Genomic DNA, 17,337 nt, shown 5'->3' on the forward strand with positions numbered 1-17,337 from the left:
GGAGCCTGCCATGGCGCTTGCCCTCCAGACTTTTTCGACCGTCCGGGACGCCAACGCGGCGCTTAAAGCTGCGGGGACCCGCTATCTCGGCGGCGGCACGCTGGTTGTGCGCGCCGCCAATGAAGGCGATGTCTCCGTCACCAGCCTTGTCCGCTCCACCGATCCCTCGCTCTCGGCCATCGAGATCGCCGGCGGCAAAGCCCGCATCGGCGCCTCCGTGACAATGGCGGCCATCGCCCGCCATCCGCAGCTCGGCGCCATCGCCAAAGCGGCGCGCGCGGTCGGCGGCCCCGCGATCCGCAACATGGCGACCGTCGGCGGCAATCTGTTTGCGCCGGCGCCCTACGGCGATTTCGCCGTCACGCTGCTGGCGCTGGATGCGACGGTCAGCACCTATGATGGGGAATTGCCGATTGGGGATTTTTTGGCCAAGCGGGACGACAACCACGCCATCGTCACCTCAGTCAGCTTCGCGCTGCCGAAGGCCGAGAGCTTCCGCTTCCTGAAAGTGTCGCGCGTGAAGCCCAAGGGCGTCTCGGTGCTGAGCATCGCCGCCGCGCTCGAACAGGCCGGCGACGGCGCCATATCCTCGGCGCGGATCGCGCTCGGCTGCATGGCCGACCGGCCGATGCGTGCACGCGCGGCGGAAAAGGCGCTGATCGGCAGGCGGCTTGACCGGGACGGCATCGCAGCAGCGCTGGCTGCGGCAGGTGAAGGCACTTCGCCGATCACCGACCCGATCGCCAGCGCCTGGTATCGCGCCGAGGTCCTGCCGGTCCATCTCGGTCGTCTGCTGCTTACTTAACCACCGCTAGGGGGGGCGCGCGTCTGTCCGATCAATCGGGCAGGCGCGCTGGGAGGAAAACATGGCAAAGGTTCCGGTTCAGTTCACGCTCAACGGCAGCGAGAAGGCCGAATTCGTCGAGGGCGGCACGACGCTGCTGCATGGGCTGCGCGACAAAATCGGCGACACCTCGCCGAAGGGCGGCTGCCATCAGGGCACGTGCGGCGCCTGTTCGGTCATCATCGACGGCGAGTTAAAACTCTCCTGTCTAACGCTGGCCGAAACCTGCAACGGCGCGACGATCACCACGACATCGGGCCTCGCCGAGGCCGGCGTTCTGCACCCGCTGCAGCGCGCCTTCCTCGATGCCTTCGCCACGCAATGCGGCTTCTGCACACCGGGCATGATCATGGCTGCCAAGGTGCTGCTCGACCACACGCCCAACCCCAGCCGCGACGACGTTGTCGAGGCGCTGTCCGGCAACATCTGCCGCTGCACCGGCTATGAGCCGATCATTCAGGCGGTGCTCACTGCCGCGCGGGCCAATTCGCAGAACGCCGCCTAGAGCCGGATGATTTCAGGTCGAATCGACCTGAAATCTGAATCCGGCTCTAAATCAAAGAGATAGAGCATGATGTCGTCCGAAAACCGCTTCACACTTTTCGGCATCATGCTCTGAGGGGACCAAGAGAATGGAACTGCGCAAGAGCTATTTCGCCGATCAGCGCAAGGACGGCCTGCACGAGATCGGCCAGGGGCGTCCGCGGCTGGATTCGCCGGGCCATGTCACGGGCAAGACCGCCTATTTCGCCGACCGCAATTTCCCTGGCATGCTCCACCTGAAAATGGTGCGCAGCCCGCACCATCACGCCCGTATTCGCTCGATCGACACCTCCGAAGCCGAGAAGCATCCGGGCGTGGTGAAAATCCTCACCGCCAAGGACGTGCCGCACAATGTCTATACCATCCTGATCCTGATCCAGATCGGCCCGGAGGACGAGACGGTGCTGGCCGATGGCAAGGTGCGCTGGAAGGGCGAGGCCGTGGTGGCCGTACTGGCCGAGACCGAACGCGCGGCGCAGGAAGCCGCCGCCAAGGTCAAGGTTGACTACGAAGTGCTGCCGGCCGTCTTCGATATGGAGGAAGCGCTGAAACCCGGCGCACCGTTGGTCAACGAATACCACGGTCAGAACTATTATCTCTACGACAGTGGCGAATGCCGCAAGGTGCGCTTCGGCGATGTCGAGGAAGGCTTTGCCGAGGCCGACCATATCCTCGAGCAGAGCTACCAGTCCTCGCCGATCGAGCATGCGCCGACCGAGACCACCGGCTGCGTCGTGGTGCCCGAAGGCAATGACCGCTTCACCTGCTACACCAACACACAGGCGATGTTCTTCACACTCGATAACGCCTCGATCATCCTGCAGATGCCGGGCTCGAAGTTGCATTTCGTCGGCGGCACGGTCGGCGGCGGCTTTGGCGGCAAGGTCGATGTCATCGTCGAGCCGATTGCCATCCTCGGCGCCAAACTAACCGGACGACCGGTCTGTTTCATCTACAGCCGTGAGGAGGAAATGCAGATCTCGTCACCGCGCGCGGCCGAAAAGGTCGTCATCAAGGACGGCGTGATGAAGGATGGCCGCATCGTCGCGCGCAAAGTCACCGGCTACACCGACGCCGGCGCCTATTCGCGCCACTCGCCCTATGGCGCGCAGAAGGGTGCTGCGCACTATCCCGGGCCCTATACGATCCCCAATGTCTGGATCGACACCTACTGCGTCTACACCAACCGCACGCCCTCGTCGGCCATGCGCGGCTTCGGCGTCACCATCGGCGACTTTGCGCTGGAGGTGCAGATGGACAAGCTGGCGCGGCTGATCGGCATGGACCCGCTCGAATTCCGCTTCATCAACGCCTATCGCGACGGCGACATGAAGGCGCATCGCCAGCCGACCGAAGGCGCAGCGCTGATCGAGTGCATGCAGGAGGCCTCGCGCGCCGCCAACTGGCCGGTGGCCGAAAAATACATGGCGATGTCCTCCTACAAGAAGGGAGCCTGAGATGGCGATCCGGCGCGGACGCGGCGTCGCCGCGATCAACTATCCGACAGGTATGAATCTCGGCGGCGATCCGACCCAGGCGCTGGTGCATTCGACGCCGACCGGTAATTTCATGGTGACGCTATCTTCGGTCGATCTCGGCCAGGGCCTGAAGCAGATCATGGCGCAGATCTGCGCCGAGACGATAGGTGTGCCCACCGACCGCGTCATCATCGACACCGCCGATACCGACACCGGTCCGCACTGCATGGGCACCTTCGCCTCGCGCGGCACGCATCGCGCCGGCAATGCCGTCATCCAGGCGGCCAAGGAAGCCCGCCAGGTGATGCTGGAAGTGGCGGCGGAAGAGCTGGAAGTGAACGCCTCCGACCTCGAGACGGATGGCGAGGGCAACATCCTGGTCAAGGGCGCACCGCAGAAATCGATCTCGATCTTCGATGTCGCGCTGTCGGCGCATTTCAAGCGCGGCCGCTCGATCTCCGGACGCGGCATGTTCCTGATCCCGCGCTCCTATCCGGAGAAGGAAACCGGCGCGATGAAGCCGTCGACTTGCTACGCCCATGCCTGCACTGTGGCCGAGGTCGAGGTCGATGACGAAACCGGCGAAGTCACCGTGCTGACGGTGAAGAACATTTTCGAGATCGGCCGCGCGCTCAACCCGAAAATGGTCGAGCAGCAACTGGTCGGCGGCTCCTGGATGGGCATCAGCCATGCGCTCTACGAAACCACCGAACCGTATTATCCCAACCGCGACCATGGCGGCATCGACTTCAACCAGTATCTGATGCCGGGACCGGGCGACCTCGCCGAGACCGAGATCATCGTGCTGGAGCGACCGTCCGCCGACGGGCCCTATGGCGCCAAGGGGCCGGGGGAAATGTGCGCCAACCCGCAGATACCGGCGGTCGCCAATGCCGTCTTCGACGCCGTCGGCGTGCGTATCGACACGCTGCCGATCACGCCGGAGCGCATCCTGCGCGCGCTCAAGGCGCAAGCGGCGAGCTGAGGACTGGAAATGCCGGAGGTGACTGCCGAGACTGTCGCGACCTCACCGGAGGCGGTGGCGCAGCATCTGGCCGCCTCGCGCTATCTCGCCGACGACAGTCTTGCCACCGCCATCTTCCTCGCCATTCGGCTCGGCAAGCCGCTGCTGCTCGAAGGCGCGCCCGGCGTCGGCAAGACGGAAGCGGCGAAGGCCATCGCCGAAGCTCTCGGCCGAGATCTGGTGCGGCTGCAATGCTATGAAGGCATCGACGCCGCGCATGCGCTCTACGAATGGAATTACCAGCGCCAGCTGCTCGCCATCCGCCATGCCGGCGAGCACGAGATCGACATTTATGACAACCGTTTTTTGATCGCCAGGCCGTTGCTCCAAGTGCTGCGGGCGCCAGAACAGCGAGTGCTGCTGGTCGACGAGGTCGACCGCTCCGACCATGAGTTCGAAGCGCTGCTGCTCGAATTCCTCTCCGATTTCCAGATCAGCATCCCGGAGCGCGGCACCATCCGCGCCGAAGCGCAGCCGATCGTCATCCTGACCTCCAACCGCACCCGGGAACTTGCCGAGGCGCTGCGCCGGCGCTGCGTCTATCATTGGATCGGCTATCCCGACGCAAAGCGCGAGGCCGAGATCATCATGCTGCGCGCCGGTGTCGCCGAGGCCACCGCGCGTGCGGTCGCCAATGCCGTGCAGGAGATCCGCGGCCGCCCGCTCGCCAAGCCGCCGGGCATCTCCGAGGCCGTAGAGTGGGCCAACGCCGCCACCATATTGGAGAAGGGCGGCAGCCCGTGGCCGGAAGCCTTCCGCCGCGCCATCGGCGTGCTGATCAAGGATGAGGAGGATTTGTCCGTGATAACGCCGGAGCTTGGCCGGATTGTCGAGGAGGCGCTGGCGTGAGCCGGGACCTCAACGACCCCTTCGCCCCGTTTACGGGGAGAAGGTGCCCCGAAGGGGCGGATGAGGGGCGGCGCCATGGTGGGCAGAAGGTGGCGCTGCCCCTCACCTGCCTGCCGGCATCCTCTCCGGGCGAGGAGAGCTTGCCCCGCGCCGCCGAACCCTTGCTCGGCTTCGCCCGCTTGCTGCGCCACCACGCCTTTCCCATCGCACCCGAGCAAGTCTCCAGCTTCATGCAGGCCATTACCCTGCTCGGCCCGCGCTCCATGGCCGACATCCGCGAGGCGGCGCTCGCAACGCTCGCGCCCTCACCAGACCGCCTCGGCGAATTCGAGGCGCATTTCCGCAGCCATTTCTATGGCGACGCCAGACCCTCGATCGCAGGCGAAGAAGACGAGGAAACCCGCATCAAGGACGATCACGGCGCGCGCGAGGAAAAGAACCAGACCACGCGCCAGGAGAAAGGTGGCGAATTGTCGTCGGCGATCGAACAGCTGAGCAGCCGCGACTTCCAGCGCGACGATGATGGCCTTGGCCCCTTCCGCCGCAAGCTCGCTTCCGCGCTGCCCGCGCGCCGCTCCTTCCGCACCATGCGCACCCGTTCGCGCGGCACGCTCGACCTGCGCCGGTCGCTCAGCGAAATCGTCAGCGCCGATGGCGACATCCCCTCGCCGCAGCTTCGCCGCCGCCAGACCGTGCCACGCAAGCTGCTGCTCTTGATCGATATCTCCGGCTCGATGAAGCTGCATACTGCCGACTATCTCAAACTGGCGCATGCGACCGTGCAAGGCGCCGACCGCGCGGAAGTCTTCACCTTCGGCACGCGGCTGACCCGCATCACCTCGACAATGCGCATCCGTGATCGTGACCAGGCGCTGGCGCGCGCCGCTGCACTGGTCGACGATTGGGACGGCGGCACGCGCATGGGGCCGACGCTGCTCGCCTTCCTCTCGGTGCCGCGCTTCTCGGCCTTCGCGCGCGGTGCTGCAGTCGTCATCCTGTCGGATGCGCTGGAACGCGGCGACCATGCCGATCTCGAAACCGCGATACGCCGCCTGAGCGCCCGCGCCTTCCGGCTTTCGCTGGCAACACCTTTGGCCGGCGATCCGCGCTTTCAGCCGGCGACGGTGGCGCTGCGCGCCATCCTGCCTGACCTCGACGATCTCATCGACGGCTCGTCGCTGAACAGCCTCACCGATTTCATCCTGTCGCTCGCCCGCCCTGCCCCAGCGGCATCGACAATCTGGAAAAGGGTATCGTGATGCAGAAAGCCATCGACGCGCATTTCCACATCTGGCGCCAGCAGGATCAGCCCTGGCTGGTCGGTCCGATGGTGCCGCGCATCTTCGGGCCGTACGAGCCGATCCGCCGCGACTATCCGATCACGGAGTTTCTCGACGACCAGAAAGGCGCCGGCGTCGAAAAGGCGGTCTATGTCCAGACCAACTGGGCCAAGGAGGATTTCGAAAAAGAGGTCGCTTTCCTGCAGAAGACTGCTGATGAAACCGGCTGGCCGCATGCCATTGTTGGCTACGCCGACATGACCGTGGACGACGTCCGGCACCAGATCGACCGGCTGATGAAATACCCCCTGCTGCGCGGCGTGCGCATGCAGCTGCACTGGCATGAGACGCCGGCCTTCCGCTTCGCTGCCTCGGCCGACCAGGTCATCGACCCAAAGGTGCGGGCCAATGTGGCGCGGCTGAAGGACTATGGCCTGTCGTTCGACCTGCAGCTTTTCCCCGCCCAGATGAAGGATGGGCTGACGCTGGTCGGCGAGAACCCGGAAACCAACTTCATCCTCACCCATGCCGGCATGCTGACCGGCATGGAGCCGGAGACGACCGAAGCCTGGAAAGCCGGCCTGCGCACGCTGTCAGCCGCGCCGAATTTTTACGCCAAGCTGTCGGGACTCGGCACCTTCGTGCACCGCAACGACCCGGATCTGATCGCCTACATCGTCGACAATGCGATCGACATTCTGGGTAGCGACCACCTGATGTTCGGCTCGAACTTCCCGATCGAGAAACTCTGGACCAGCCACGCTGAGCTGATCAAGGCGCACCGTGCCGCAGTGGCCCGGCATGGCGCGGCGGCTGAGGCCGACATTCTCTGGAACACGGCTGAGAAGGTTTATCGGCCGGTGTAGCACGGACCTCCCCTTCTCCCCCTGTGGGAGAAGGTGGATCGGCGCGCAGCGCCGAGACGGATGAGGGGTGCTGGAAGAAACTAGACGTGAAAAGACCAAGGGATTTCAATCGCTTAGTTCTCAAAGGTCGCGATCCTTTCCAACACCCCCCATCCGACCTCGCTTCGCGCGGCCACCTTCTCCCACAGGGGGAGAAGGTAAGGGCGCGCCGCCGCCTCACTTCACCTCAAACTGCGGATCGACCGGGATCTGCATGGCCGTCACCAGATGATTGGTCTGCCCGGCCAGCCCGATGATCGACACCAGCTCGCCATGCTGTGCATCGGTCATGCCTTTGGCGCGTGCGGCGGCCGTGTGCGAATGGACGCAGTAAGAGCAGCCATTGGCGGTCGACACGGCGATGTAGATCATCTCCTTGGTCAGCGGATCGATAGCGCCTTCAGTGGCCATCACCACCTTCACCTGTTCCCATGTCCGTTTCAGCAAGGCTGGATCATTGGCCAGCCCGCGCCAGAAATTGTTGACGAAATCCGATTTGCGCGTCGCGCGGATGTCATCGAACACCGCCTTCAAGGCCGGGATCTTCTCGACCTCGGCATCGCTGAGCAGTCTTGTGGCGGCCATGATGTTTCCCTTTCGTTTGGATCATTCCGCAAGCGGTTGAATCAAGGGGTGAGCAAGAACCGCTAATCCATTTGCCGCATTTCGAATTTTACCCAGTTCAGGCAACAAAAATGTTCCATGACCGGGGTGCTGAACGTCAACCCTGCGTCGAGTGGCCGGAGACCTCGGCGCCCGCACCGGGCGGCAGCACGAGGAACCGCAACGCCGCCACCAGCCCTATGGCGCCGATCACCAGGAAGGCGATGCGAAAATCGACGAGGTCGAGCGCCGGCTGCGCCCTGACGATCTGCGACAGATTGAGGATTGCCGCCGCCACCGCGACACCGAACAGCATCGCTATTTGCTGCAGCATGGAAGACAGCGTCGCCGCCGAGCTGCGCTGCGTCGCGTCGATGTCGGCGAAGGCCAGCGTGTTCAGCGCGGTGAACTGCATCGAGCGCGACAGGCCGGCGACCAGCATCAGCGCCACCACCAGCGCCTGCGGCGTCTCAGGCGAGATCGCCGCGCAGGCCATGATCGAGGCCGAGGCGATCAGGCCGTTGACGACCATCACCGAACGGAAACCAAAGCGCCGCAGCGTCGGCGTCGTCACCGTCTTCATGCCGAGATTGCCGAGGAAATAGGCCAGGATCATCAAGCCGGCATCGACCGGCGAAAGCCCGAAACCAACCTGGAACAGCAATGGCAGCAGGAACGGCGTGGCGTTGATCGCCACACGGAAGATGGTGCCGGCGGCGAGCGTCGAGATGGCGAAGGTCAACACCTTGAACGCGGAGAGATCGAGCAGCGGATGCGGCGCGCGCCGGAGGTGCCGCACCGCCAGCCAGCCGATGACGATGCCGGCGGCAACCAGCAGCACCGTCGGCAAGGCACCATCCTCGGGATGCGCAATGCGTTCGAGGCCATAGAGCAGAAGGGCAAGTCCCAGCGATGTCAGGAAAAATCCCGGCCAGTCCAGCGGCTTGGGATCGGCCTCGCGGTCGCCGGGGATAAAACGCGCCACCAGCGCCAGCCCAATCAGCCCAAGCGGGATGTTGATGAAGAAATTCCAGTGCCAGGAGAGATGGGTGGTGATGAAGCCGCCGAGCACCGGCCCGACGACAGGCGCGAACAGCGCTGGCCAGGTGATCAGCGCCGTGGCATTGAGCAGCTCCGACTTCGGCGCATTGCGTAGCACGAGAATACGCCCGACCGGCGTCATCAGCGCGCTGCCCAGGCCCTGCACGACGCGGGCGGCGACGAATTGAGGGAGACTTTGCGAGAAGCCGCAGGCGAGCGAGGCCAGCGTGAACAGCACGATCGCCAGCAGGAAGATGTTGCGCGCCCCGAAGCGGTCGGCAAGCCAGCCCGACAGCGGCACGAACACCGCCATGGTCAGCATATAGACGGTGATGCCGATGCTCATCGCCACCGCCGGCACGCCGAAGGATTCTCCCATCTGCGGCAGCGAGGTCGAGATGATCGTCGAATCCAGCAGCTGCATGAAAAACGCGATGGCGACGATCAGCGCCACGCGCCGCGCATTGCTGGCGGTCTCGGTGGAGGCTTCGGTATCGGGAACGGCAGTCATGACGAACCGCGTTGAACAGCATATGGCTGGCCCAGTCCAGAGCCTAGCCAACAAACTTCCGTGTCAGCCCGAGGCCTGCTATGGGATGGACGGGTCGACGGAGGAAAGCGCGCGCATAAATGAAGCCGATCTATATCGACTACCTCAATGCCCTCGATATCGAAGCCCTTGAGATGACCGACGGCGAAATCATCGCCGCCGTCGAGGCCGGACTGGTCGCGCAAGGCAATGGCCAGACGGTGATCGAGCCGCGCGTCCATCTCGAACCCGATCCGGCTTTCCATGGCCATTTCAACGTGCTGCGCGGCTACGTCGCGCCGCTCGACGCGGCCGGCGTGAAGATCGTCGGCGACTATGTCGACAACTATCTGCACGGCCTTCCCTCGGAATTCGGTATTTTGAACCTGTTCGATCCGCGCACCGGCACGCCGCGCGCCATCCTTGACGCCACCGTCATCACCGACATGCGCACCGGCGCCGTCACCGCCATCGGCGCCAAGCATCTGGCGCGCAAGAACTCGAAGGTGCTTGCCCATATCGGCGCGCGCGGCACCGCCTACTGGAACGTGCGCCTGCTCGATCATCTCTTTGATTTCGACGAGATCCGCGTCCATTCGCGCCGCCCGGAAAGCCGCGACGGCTTTGCCGCCAAACTTTCAGCCGATCTAGGCAAGACAGTCACCGCGGTCGCTGACTGGGAGAGCTGCGTCAAAGGCGCCGACATCGTCGTCGAGGCTTCTCGGCTTTCGGAGCCGCAGCCGTTGCTCAAGACCGAATGGATCAAACCCGGCGCTTTCGTCGTGCCCTATGGTACGATGAGCGCGGTGGAATTGTCGCTGACCGACATCATGCAAAAAATGGTCGTCGACGATTGGGGCCAGTGCAAGGGCGGCAAGTTCGGCTCGCTGCGCGCCCATGTCGAGACCGGGAAGCTGAGTGAAAAGACGCTGCATGCCGAACTCGGCCAGATCGCCGCCGGCCTGAAAGCCGGGCGCGAAAGCGACGACGAGACGATCCTGTTCTGGCATCGCGGCCTGTCGCTGTCCGACATTGCGCTGGGCAAGGCAATGCTGGCCAAGGCCACAGACAAGGGCATAGGCCAGAGGCTGCGCTTCGCATGAGCGCGCTCGTCCTCAGCGGCGCCGGCATCAGCGTCGAGGATGTCGCGGCCGTCGCCCGTGGCGGCCGCAAGGTCGAGGTCGGGCCCGGCGTCATCGAGAGGCTCGACAAAGCCCGCAAAGTGCTTGACCAGGCCGCAGCGTCCGGCCAGCAGATCTACGGCCTCAACACCGGGCTCGGCGCCAATCTCGGCACCACGGTCGAAGGCGATGCCAGTGCCTTCCAGCGCCAGCTGCTGGAAGGCCGCAGCGGCGCTGTCGGCGAGCCGCTGTCGCAAGAGGCGGTGCGGGCGACAATGCTGGCGCGCGCCGCGATGTTCTCGGTTGGCGGTTCGGGTATTTCGCCGGCTGTTTTGACCGCCCTTGTCGACGCGCTCAATGCGGGCGTGCATCCTGTGATGCCGTCTCTAGGTTCAATCGGCGCCGGCGACCTGCTGCTGATGACCGCGATAGCCCGCACGCTGATTGCAGAGGGCGAGGCTGACTACCAAGGCCGGCGCATGCCTTCCGCAAAGGCGTTGATGATGGCGCGGCTGGCGCCGGTCAGCCTGGCGCCCAAAGACGGACTGTCGTTAATCAATGCTTCGGCGGTCTCGACGGGCGCCGGCGCACTGGCGCTCGCTGATGCCCTCTCAGCCTTTGAACAACAGCAGCAAGCCGGCGCACTGACGATGGAGGCACTTGGCACCAACCGCACCATCCTCGATCCGCGTCTGCATCTGGCGCGTCCGGCGGCCTGCCAGCAGCTTGCGGCAAAGGAGCTACGCGATCTGCTCGCCCGCGACGAGCAACCACCGCCCACCACCTTGCAGGATCCGCTTTCGGTCCGCTGCATGCCGTCGATACATGGCGCGCTGATCCAGGCGATCGACAATGCAAGGCTTGCGGTAGAAATCGAGCTCAACGCCGCCGCCGACAATCCTCTGGTACTCGAAGAGGACAATTTGGTCTTGTCGACAGGCAATTTCCACACCGCCTCGATGGCACTCGCTTTCGAGACGCTTGGCCTCGCCATCGCGCAGGCCTCAGCCGCAACGGCCGCACGCTTCGTCCAACTCACCGGCTCCGGCCGCAACGGCCTGCCCAAATATTTGTCGCCAATCGGCGGCGCGTCCGCCGGCTTCGTGCCGCTGCAAAAGACAGTCACGGCGATCCTCGCCGCCATCCGCCACAAGGCCAATCCCGTGATGCTCGACTTCCTGCCGGTCTCGGAAGGCGTCGAGGACCATGCGACGCAGACGCTGCTCGCTGTTACAAAATGCGCCGGCATGATCGGCCTGTGGAGACGGTTGATCGCCTTTGAGCTGATGGCGGCAGCACAGGCGGTCGATTTGCGCGAAGGCCTGACGCTGGCGCCGGCGACAGGAGTCATCCATGCGGCGGTGCGCGCGCACGTGGCAAGCCTCAGGGAAGACAGGCCGCTCGGCCCGGACGCCGAGCCGCTTTACGCCTCGCTCGCCAACGGTGGTTGGCGGGCGTAACAGCGACCAGGCCAGATCGGCGAGTTCAGGCCTTTTCATCCACTCTTTTCATGAATTGGCTGAGCTCGGCCGGGTCCATGCGCACCACATGCTTGTCTTCCGGATAAGCGCCGCTGTTGACGTCGGCGACATATTCGGAAAACGCCGCCACCCGCTCCGCTTGCAAGCGGTCATATTCGGCTGCGAAATTGCGATAGACCTTGGAATGGCGCGGCATGTGGCCCCTGTTCTGGCCGAGTATGTCGTCGGCGAACAGATATTGCGCATCGCAGCCGGTGCCCGCTCCCATCGACAGCATGATCAGCGAGGTGCGCTCCGAGATCGCCTTCGCCACCTCGACCGGCACCACTTCGATCTCCGCGCCGAGTGCGCCGACGGCCTCATACTGCTTGACCGCCTCGAAGATCTGCATGGCGGTGTCGGCGGTCTTGCCGACGGCCTTGAAACCGCCGGTCCAGGTCGCACGCGACGGAATGAGACCGACATGGCCGATGACGGGGATGGCATCGTCGGCAAGCCGCTTCACGGTGGCGAAGCCGGCGCTGCAATAGACCGCGTCGGCGCCGGCCTTGTAGAGCCGGAAGGCCCAGCGCAGGAAATCGTCCGCCGTGCCGATCTCGTAAAAATTCTCACCCGGCATGGTGAACAGGCTGGGCGCCGCATCGCGGTATTGCGGGTTGAGCACCAGCTCCGGCGGCACCGAGACGATGTCTACCCCTGCCCGCTCGGCGGCCTCGGCCTCATCCATGGTCAGCACGCGCAGCATGGTTAGCTGGCGCTTACCCTTCATGGCGCGTAAATCGGCCACCGTCGGTCTTTTCCGGCTCATCGATCTTGCTTCCTTGTGTTGCGGCTACTGCAGGCCGGTCAGCTGATGTCGATCATCACTTTGCCAGCCTCGACCTTAACTGCATAGGTCCTGAGATTGACGCAGACAGGCGCGCCCTTGGCGGCCCCTGTCTTGTAGTTGAAGCGGCCATTGTGCTTGGGGCATTCGATGATGTCGTCCATGACCAGCCCGTCGGCCAGATGCGTCTTCTCATGGGTGCAAAACCCGTCAGTGGCAAAGAATTCGTCATCGGGCGAGCGATAGATCGCAAAGCTGCGACCGCCATGATCGAAGCGGATGACATCCTCTTCGTCGACAGCGTCGACGGCGCACGCTTCAACCCAGTCAGCCATTTTTCTCTCCTGCTGAGATCGGAAGCCTATTCCGCCGCCGCCGACATGTTCAAGTCGTGGAATTCACCCCGGTAGGGCCGCGCAGTCGCCGGCAGTTCACGCTTGAGGAAATAGTCCTCGTATTTGAGCTGCTTGAGCATCACCGGCCAGACCTCGCGATAGGCATGCCACATCGACGGGTTGGGCTCCGGCAGATCATGCTTGATCAGCTCATGCAGCCGGGGCAGCGCATGGTAGGGCACCATCGGGAACATGTGATGCTCCACATGGTAATTCATGTTCCAGTAGATGAAGCGGCTGATCGGGTTCATGTAGACGGTGCGGGTGTTGAGCCGGTGGTCGACGACATTGTCGGCCAGACCGATATGCTGCAGCAGGCCGGTCAGCACCATGTGCCAGCTGCCGTAGAGGCGCGGCAGGCCGATGATCATCAGCGGCAGGAACGACCACATATAGAGCGCCAGCGCGATGGTCGCGACGTAGATGGCGACATGCCAGCGTGCGGCGGTGATGACCTTCGGCTGCTCCATCTCGGGGATGTAGCTTTTCTCGTCGGGCGAGATGTTGCCGAAGGCGTTGCGCACCAGTGTCGGCAGCGAATAGCGGAAATCGAGAATGCCGGTGAAGGCAAGGGCGGCGCGCAGCAGGTCCGGCGGCCGCATCACCGCGATCTCGGCGTCGCGGCCGACGATGATCGTGTCGGTGTGGTGGCGGGCATGGCTCCAGCGCCAGGTCACCGGATTGCGCACCACCATGAAGCTGGCGATCTGATAAATCGCATCGTTCATCCAGCGCGTCCTGAATGCGGTGCCATGACCGCATTCGTGCCAGCGCGAGTCGCTGGAGGAGCCATAGAGCAAGCCATAGGCGAAGAAGAACGGCACGCACCACCAGGTGCCCCAGAACCAGATGCCGCCGGCAGCAGAGCCCAGTATGGCGACGATCCAGATGATGGTGTCACGGATCGCCGGGCCGTCCGAACGCTGCATCAGCTCCTTCATCGCCTTGCGCGAGACATCGGTGTGATACCATTCGGCCGAGGCCAGACCGGTCTCGATCGCCCGCCGCGTGCTTTCGCCAACCAGGCTGTAGTCGCGCTTTTTCTCCGTCACATCGACCTCCGATTTCCGGCCCGCCAGCCGAAGTTTTGCATCCCGGTCATGCCTTGCCCGCCAATCCAGGAAAATTGCCCGACGGCTTCGGGTAATCCTCGCGCGGCTGCTGCGCGATGGCAGCAATCCGGCGCTCTGCAGCGATGATCTCATCGGCGCCGTCGAGAACGCGGAACACCGCATCGTAGGAGCGGCTTTCGCCATGCTCCAACCAGATCATCTCGCCGCGTTCACGCGCCGCAAGGTTGCCGAGCACATGATGCGTCGAGGGTTCGATGCCCAGCGCATACTGTCCGGCCTGGAAATTCTGCCACTGATAGGCGCAAGGCAGCTGGTCCTTGCGCGTCACCACTTCGAAGCCGAGGCCGAGCCGGTCGTTGACCACCGCCACCGGCACCTCGCCGGTGGCATTGGCGGCCATTTCATGCTGCCAGACCTGCTCGCTGAACCCCAGTTGCGGCGCCGGCATCGTGCGGTAGCCGACCTGCTGCGCCTCGTAGCGCTCGCCGGCATGTCCGGCCCAGACGACATCCTTGATCGGTGCCAGATAGCGCGACCCTTCGTCGAGCAAGGGATGGCTGACATTGATGTGGTAGAAATACATATGCGGCGTGCGGTTGAAGCCGTGATTGACGACGCGATCGGAAAGTCGGATCTCGTTGCCGCCGACATCGGCCTCGATGCGGCGCAACAGATGCAGATCCTCGCCGAACACCGTCGCCTGCTGGACGATCGCCTCGGCCCACAGCACGCAGCGGTCGCCGTCCCAGGCCTCGCCATAACCGGTCAGCCGCGCCGGAATGGTGCCGATGCGGCCATGCAGCGAATGGACCACGCTCTTCTTGCCGGGATAGTTGTAGGTGTCGGCCGACACTTCATCGCGGCCCAGAATATGGTCGAGACCGCAGGTCAAAAGCAGCCCGGAAAACGAACGCGCCCAGCCAAGTCCCTGCTCGCCTTCATAGTCGTGCAGGCCGGGATGACGGAACCCGCTTGGCGAATGCCAGCCGATCGCCTGGCCCCTGAAATCGCAATCGGCGATATCGAGCGCCCGGTCGACCAGCGCCGTGAAGCGCAGGCCCGAGCCGGTGCGGAATTCGAGCATGCGGATGCCGCGTTCGACGCCGTCGCCAAGTGTCATCAGCCGCACGCCGGCAAATTGCGACAGCATGCCCGAACGTTCGCTGACCTGCCGGCGCGAAAGCGTCTTGCCGTAAAGCTCTACCATGTGCCGGCCGCTTCTCTCACTTCGCTGTGGCGATGCGCCGCCGCAAAGCGGCGACGCAAGGGGTGTTGGTGTCAAAGGCCGTTGGCGCGGAACTTGTCGTCGAGGAATTTCTTCGCCCTCGGCACATCGTCTTCCGAGAGATGCTCGATGATGACAGGGATGTTCGGGTTCTTCTGCGCCAGGCGCTGCAGATAGAGATCGTAGTTGAGCGAACCGGTGCCCGGTGCGTTGAGCACCATCTCGCCGACGCCGCGGAAGGTGTGCGAGGCGAGCGCGTCATCATCGCCGATATCGGCGTGCTTCTCACTCTTGTCGTCGCCGGCGCGCGCGACATCCTTGGCGTGCGCAATCTTGACCTTGTCGGCCAGCGTGTCGAACACCTGGTTCAGCACCTTGTCCATCTGGTCGATGTTGTGGCTTTCGAAATAGTTGGTCGGGTCCATCAGCAGGCCGAGACCGGGATGGTCGACCTGCGCGAACATGCGCACCGTTTCCTCGACCGAGCCGACGACATTGTTGACGTAGGTTTCGAGCAGGAACATCGAGCCGTGGTCGTAGGCTTCCTGCGCCAGTTCGGCGATCACCTTGCGGCACATTTCAAAGCCCTCTTCGGACTTGTTCTTGGGATCGCTCATCCACTCGCTCTCGGTGTTGTAGGTGCCGGTTTCCGAGATCACATAGGCCGAGCCGAGCTGGCGGGCGTTGCGGATGATTTCCTTCAGCCGATCGACATTCGCCTTGCGGTGCGCGAGGTCGGGATGAATGACATTGGTGTAGCCCGAGATGCAGCAGATCGGCAGGTCGTAGGCACGAAATGTATCGCGGACTTTTTTGGCCTTGTCCTTGGTGATCTGGCCGGCCGACAGGTCGATATCCTTGAAGTGCAGGTCGAGCTGTACGGTGTTGAAGCCGTGGCCGCGAATTTTCTTCGCCGTCTCTTCGAGCCCGTAGGGGAAGTACCCCGTAAAAATCCCGGATTGCATCATGGTGTGAAGTCCTCCCTGTAAGCGATTCAGTTGATTCAGTTTGTCGAGATTTCGGAAAGCTTGACCGTGCGGCCCTTGTCGATCGAGCGGTAGCCGGCTTCGACCAGCGCCATGGTCTTGACGTTGTCGGCGACGGAGAGCGCCGGCGGCGTGCCGGTCTTCACCGCGTGCTGGAGCTGCTCCATGACGCCGATGAAGGCATGCGGGAACCACATCGTGTCCCAGCTGGGCGTCACCCATTTGCCGTCGGTGGTTTCGGTCGAGGCGTAGGTCAGCGTCGAGGCGGAGCCTGTCGGCCAGCCGATCGTGCCCTTGGCGACACCCTTGGTGCCGTCGACGCGCCAATTGATGTGCTGGTCGTCCTTGTAGCCATCCTGGCGCGGACCGGACCAGACATCTTCCAGCGACACCGCGAGCACGCCGGAGGGAAAGCGCAGCGTCGACACGGTGATGCCGTCGGAATGGTCGAATTTTGTGCGCGGGTCCTTGCGCGTCAGAGTCGTGATCTCGTCGGGATCGCCAAACAGAAAACGCAGCACGTCGAGATGGTGCACGCTCATATTGGCGAGCGTCAGCCGGTCATAGTCCTCGAGAAAAGTCTGCCAGTGCGGGATGGCGTGCATGTCGATCTGCGCGAAGACGATGTCGCCCAGCGCGCCGCTGTCCATGATCTGCTTCAGGACACGCATCGACTGGTCGTAGCGCATGTTCTGGTTGACCGAGAGGATCTTGCCGGCCTTGGCCGCCGCGTCGCGCAACTCGATCGCATCCTCGAGCGACAGCGCCAGCGGCTTTTGCGCCAGGATCGCCTTGATGTGCTTTTGCTTCAGCGCATGGCGGATCAGCGCCGGCTGCTGGTCCGGCGGAAAGGCTAGGTCGATGATCTCGACATTTGTGTCCTCGATCAGCTGTTCCGGCGTGTCGTGGACGGTCGGAATGCTCCAGCGCTTGGCGACTTTCTCGGCGCTGGCCTTGGTGCGCGAGGCTATCGCCACCACAGGAAAGCCGGCCTCCTTGTAGGCAGCCAGATGGCATTCGGCCATGATCATGCCGGCGCCGACGCAGCCGATTCTGTATTCCTTCGTGCGGACCTTCACGTCCGGCTCAAAGCCCTTGTTTGTCATCTGGTCCTCCCGAAATTCTTCTCTGAGC

Annotated in this window: 17 protein-coding genes; 9 read left to right on the top strand and 8 right to left on the bottom strand. The window is 63.7% G+C overall.

The window, feature by feature from the left end:
• Positions 1 to 10: 10 nt before the first annotated feature.
• From AC1D1N_RS09570 to AC1D1N_RS09600, 7 genes are all read left to right on the top strand, one after another.
• Positions 11 to 805, top strand: coding sequence for an FAD binding domain-containing protein (locus tag AC1D1N_RS09570; RefSeq protein ID WP_477348121.1), 795 nt, complete (start codon positions 11 to 13; stop codon positions 803 to 805).
• Between the two features lie 61 nt (positions 806 to 866).
• Positions 867 to 1,349, top strand: a complete 483-nt coding sequence (locus AC1D1N_RS09575) for a (2Fe-2S)-binding protein (protein ID WP_112560275.1) — start codon at positions 867 to 869, stop codon at positions 1,347 to 1,349.
• Positions 1,350 to 1,476: 127 nt separating this feature from the next.
• Positions 1,477 to 2,844, top strand: coding sequence for a xanthine dehydrogenase family protein molybdopterin-binding subunit (locus AC1D1N_RS09580; protein ID WP_112560274.1), 1,368 nt, complete (start codon positions 1,477 to 1,479; stop codon positions 2,842 to 2,844).
• Between the two features lies 1 nt (position 2,845).
• Positions 2,846 to 3,850 carry a xanthine dehydrogenase family protein molybdopterin-binding subunit gene (locus tag AC1D1N_RS09585; protein ID WP_112560273.1) on the top strand — a complete coding sequence of 335 codons (1,005 nt, stop codon included), beginning with the start codon at positions 2,846 to 2,848 and terminating at the stop codon, positions 3,848 to 3,850.
• A gap of 9 nt (positions 3,851 to 3,859) precedes the next feature.
• Positions 3,860 to 4,738 (top strand): AAA family ATPase, encoded by an 879-nt coding sequence (locus AC1D1N_RS09590; protein WP_477348123.1) that lies wholly within the window; start codon positions 3,860 to 3,862, stop codon positions 4,736 to 4,738.
• Entirely contained in the window at positions 4,735 to 5,997 is a 1,263-nt protein-coding gene (locus tag AC1D1N_RS09595) for a vWA domain-containing protein (protein ID WP_477348125.1), read from the top strand. Before AC1D1N_RS09590 ends, AC1D1N_RS09595 begins: the two co-directional genes overlap by 4 nt.
• Positions 5,997 to 6,884 (top strand): amidohydrolase family protein, encoded by an 888-nt coding sequence (locus tag AC1D1N_RS09600; protein WP_162712037.1) that lies wholly within the window; start codon positions 5,997 to 5,999, stop codon positions 6,882 to 6,884. Before AC1D1N_RS09595 ends, AC1D1N_RS09600 begins: the two co-directional genes overlap by 1 nt.
• Before the next feature lie 216 nt (positions 6,885 to 7,100).
• Here AC1D1N_RS09600 and AC1D1N_RS09605 read toward each other — a convergent pair whose 3' ends face one another.
• Together AC1D1N_RS09605 and AC1D1N_RS09610 are read right to left on the bottom strand one after the other, a co-directional pair.
• Positions 7,101 to 7,508 carry a carboxymuconolactone decarboxylase family protein gene (locus AC1D1N_RS09605; protein WP_477348127.1) on the bottom strand — a complete coding sequence of 136 codons (408 nt, stop codon included), beginning with the start codon at positions 7,506 to 7,508 and terminating at the stop codon, positions 7,101 to 7,103.
• A gap of 136 nt (positions 7,509 to 7,644) precedes the next feature.
• Entirely contained in the window at positions 7,645 to 9,078 is a 1,434-nt protein-coding gene (locus AC1D1N_RS09610) for a DHA2 family efflux MFS transporter permease subunit (RefSeq protein ID WP_477348129.1), read from the bottom strand.
• Between the two features lie 119 nt (positions 9,079 to 9,197).
• Here AC1D1N_RS09610 and AC1D1N_RS09615 point away from each other — a divergent pair, with 119 nt between their 5' ends.
• Positions 9,198 to 10,199, top strand: coding sequence for an ornithine cyclodeaminase family protein (locus tag AC1D1N_RS09615; RefSeq protein ID WP_477348131.1), 1,002 nt, complete (start codon positions 9,198 to 9,200; stop codon positions 10,197 to 10,199).
• A complete protein-coding gene (locus tag AC1D1N_RS09620) occupies positions 10,196 to 11,677 on the top strand; it encodes an HAL/PAL/TAL family ammonia-lyase (protein WP_477348133.1) in 1,482 nt (493 codons plus the stop codon). Before AC1D1N_RS09615 ends, AC1D1N_RS09620 begins: the two co-directional genes overlap by 4 nt.
• 25 nt (positions 11,678 to 11,702) lie before the next feature.
• Here AC1D1N_RS09620 and AC1D1N_RS09625 read toward each other — a convergent pair whose 3' ends face one another.
• From AC1D1N_RS09625 to AC1D1N_RS09650, 6 genes are all read right to left on the bottom strand, one after another.
• Positions 11,703 to 12,506, bottom strand: coding sequence for a 3-methyl-2-oxobutanoate hydroxymethyltransferase (locus AC1D1N_RS09625; protein ID WP_192259435.1), 804 nt, complete (start codon positions 12,504 to 12,506; stop codon positions 11,703 to 11,705).
• A 38-nt stretch (positions 12,507 to 12,544) separates the two neighbouring features.
• Entirely contained in the window at positions 12,545 to 12,859 is a 315-nt protein-coding gene (locus tag AC1D1N_RS09630) for a MocE family 2Fe-2S type ferredoxin (RefSeq protein ID WP_112560265.1), read from the bottom strand.
• A gap of 26 nt (positions 12,860 to 12,885) precedes the next feature.
• Complete coding sequence (locus tag AC1D1N_RS09635) at positions 12,886 to 13,971, bottom strand: fatty acid desaturase family protein (protein ID WP_477348135.1); 1,086 nt, start codon at positions 13,969 to 13,971, stop codon at positions 12,886 to 12,888.
• Between the two features lie 46 nt (positions 13,972 to 14,017).
• The gene (locus AC1D1N_RS09640) at positions 14,018 to 15,199 is read right to left on the bottom strand and encodes an aldose 1-epimerase family protein (RefSeq protein WP_112560263.1); all 1,182 of its coding nucleotides are present in this window, start codon (positions 15,197 to 15,199) and stop codon (positions 14,018 to 14,020) included.
• Between the two features lie 71 nt (positions 15,200 to 15,270).
• A complete protein-coding gene (locus AC1D1N_RS09645; RefSeq protein WP_112560262.1) occupies positions 15,271 to 16,185 on the bottom strand; it encodes a sugar phosphate isomerase/epimerase family protein in 915 nt (304 codons plus the stop codon).
• 35 nt (positions 16,186 to 16,220) lie between these two features.
• Complete coding sequence (locus tag AC1D1N_RS09650; RefSeq protein ID WP_112560261.1) at positions 16,221 to 17,309, bottom strand: Gfo/Idh/MocA family protein; 1,089 nt, start codon at positions 17,307 to 17,309, stop codon at positions 16,221 to 16,223.
• Positions 17,310 to 17,337: the final 28 nt, after the last annotated feature.

Source organism: Mesorhizobium sp. P2_B5 (genome assembly GCF_056404775.1).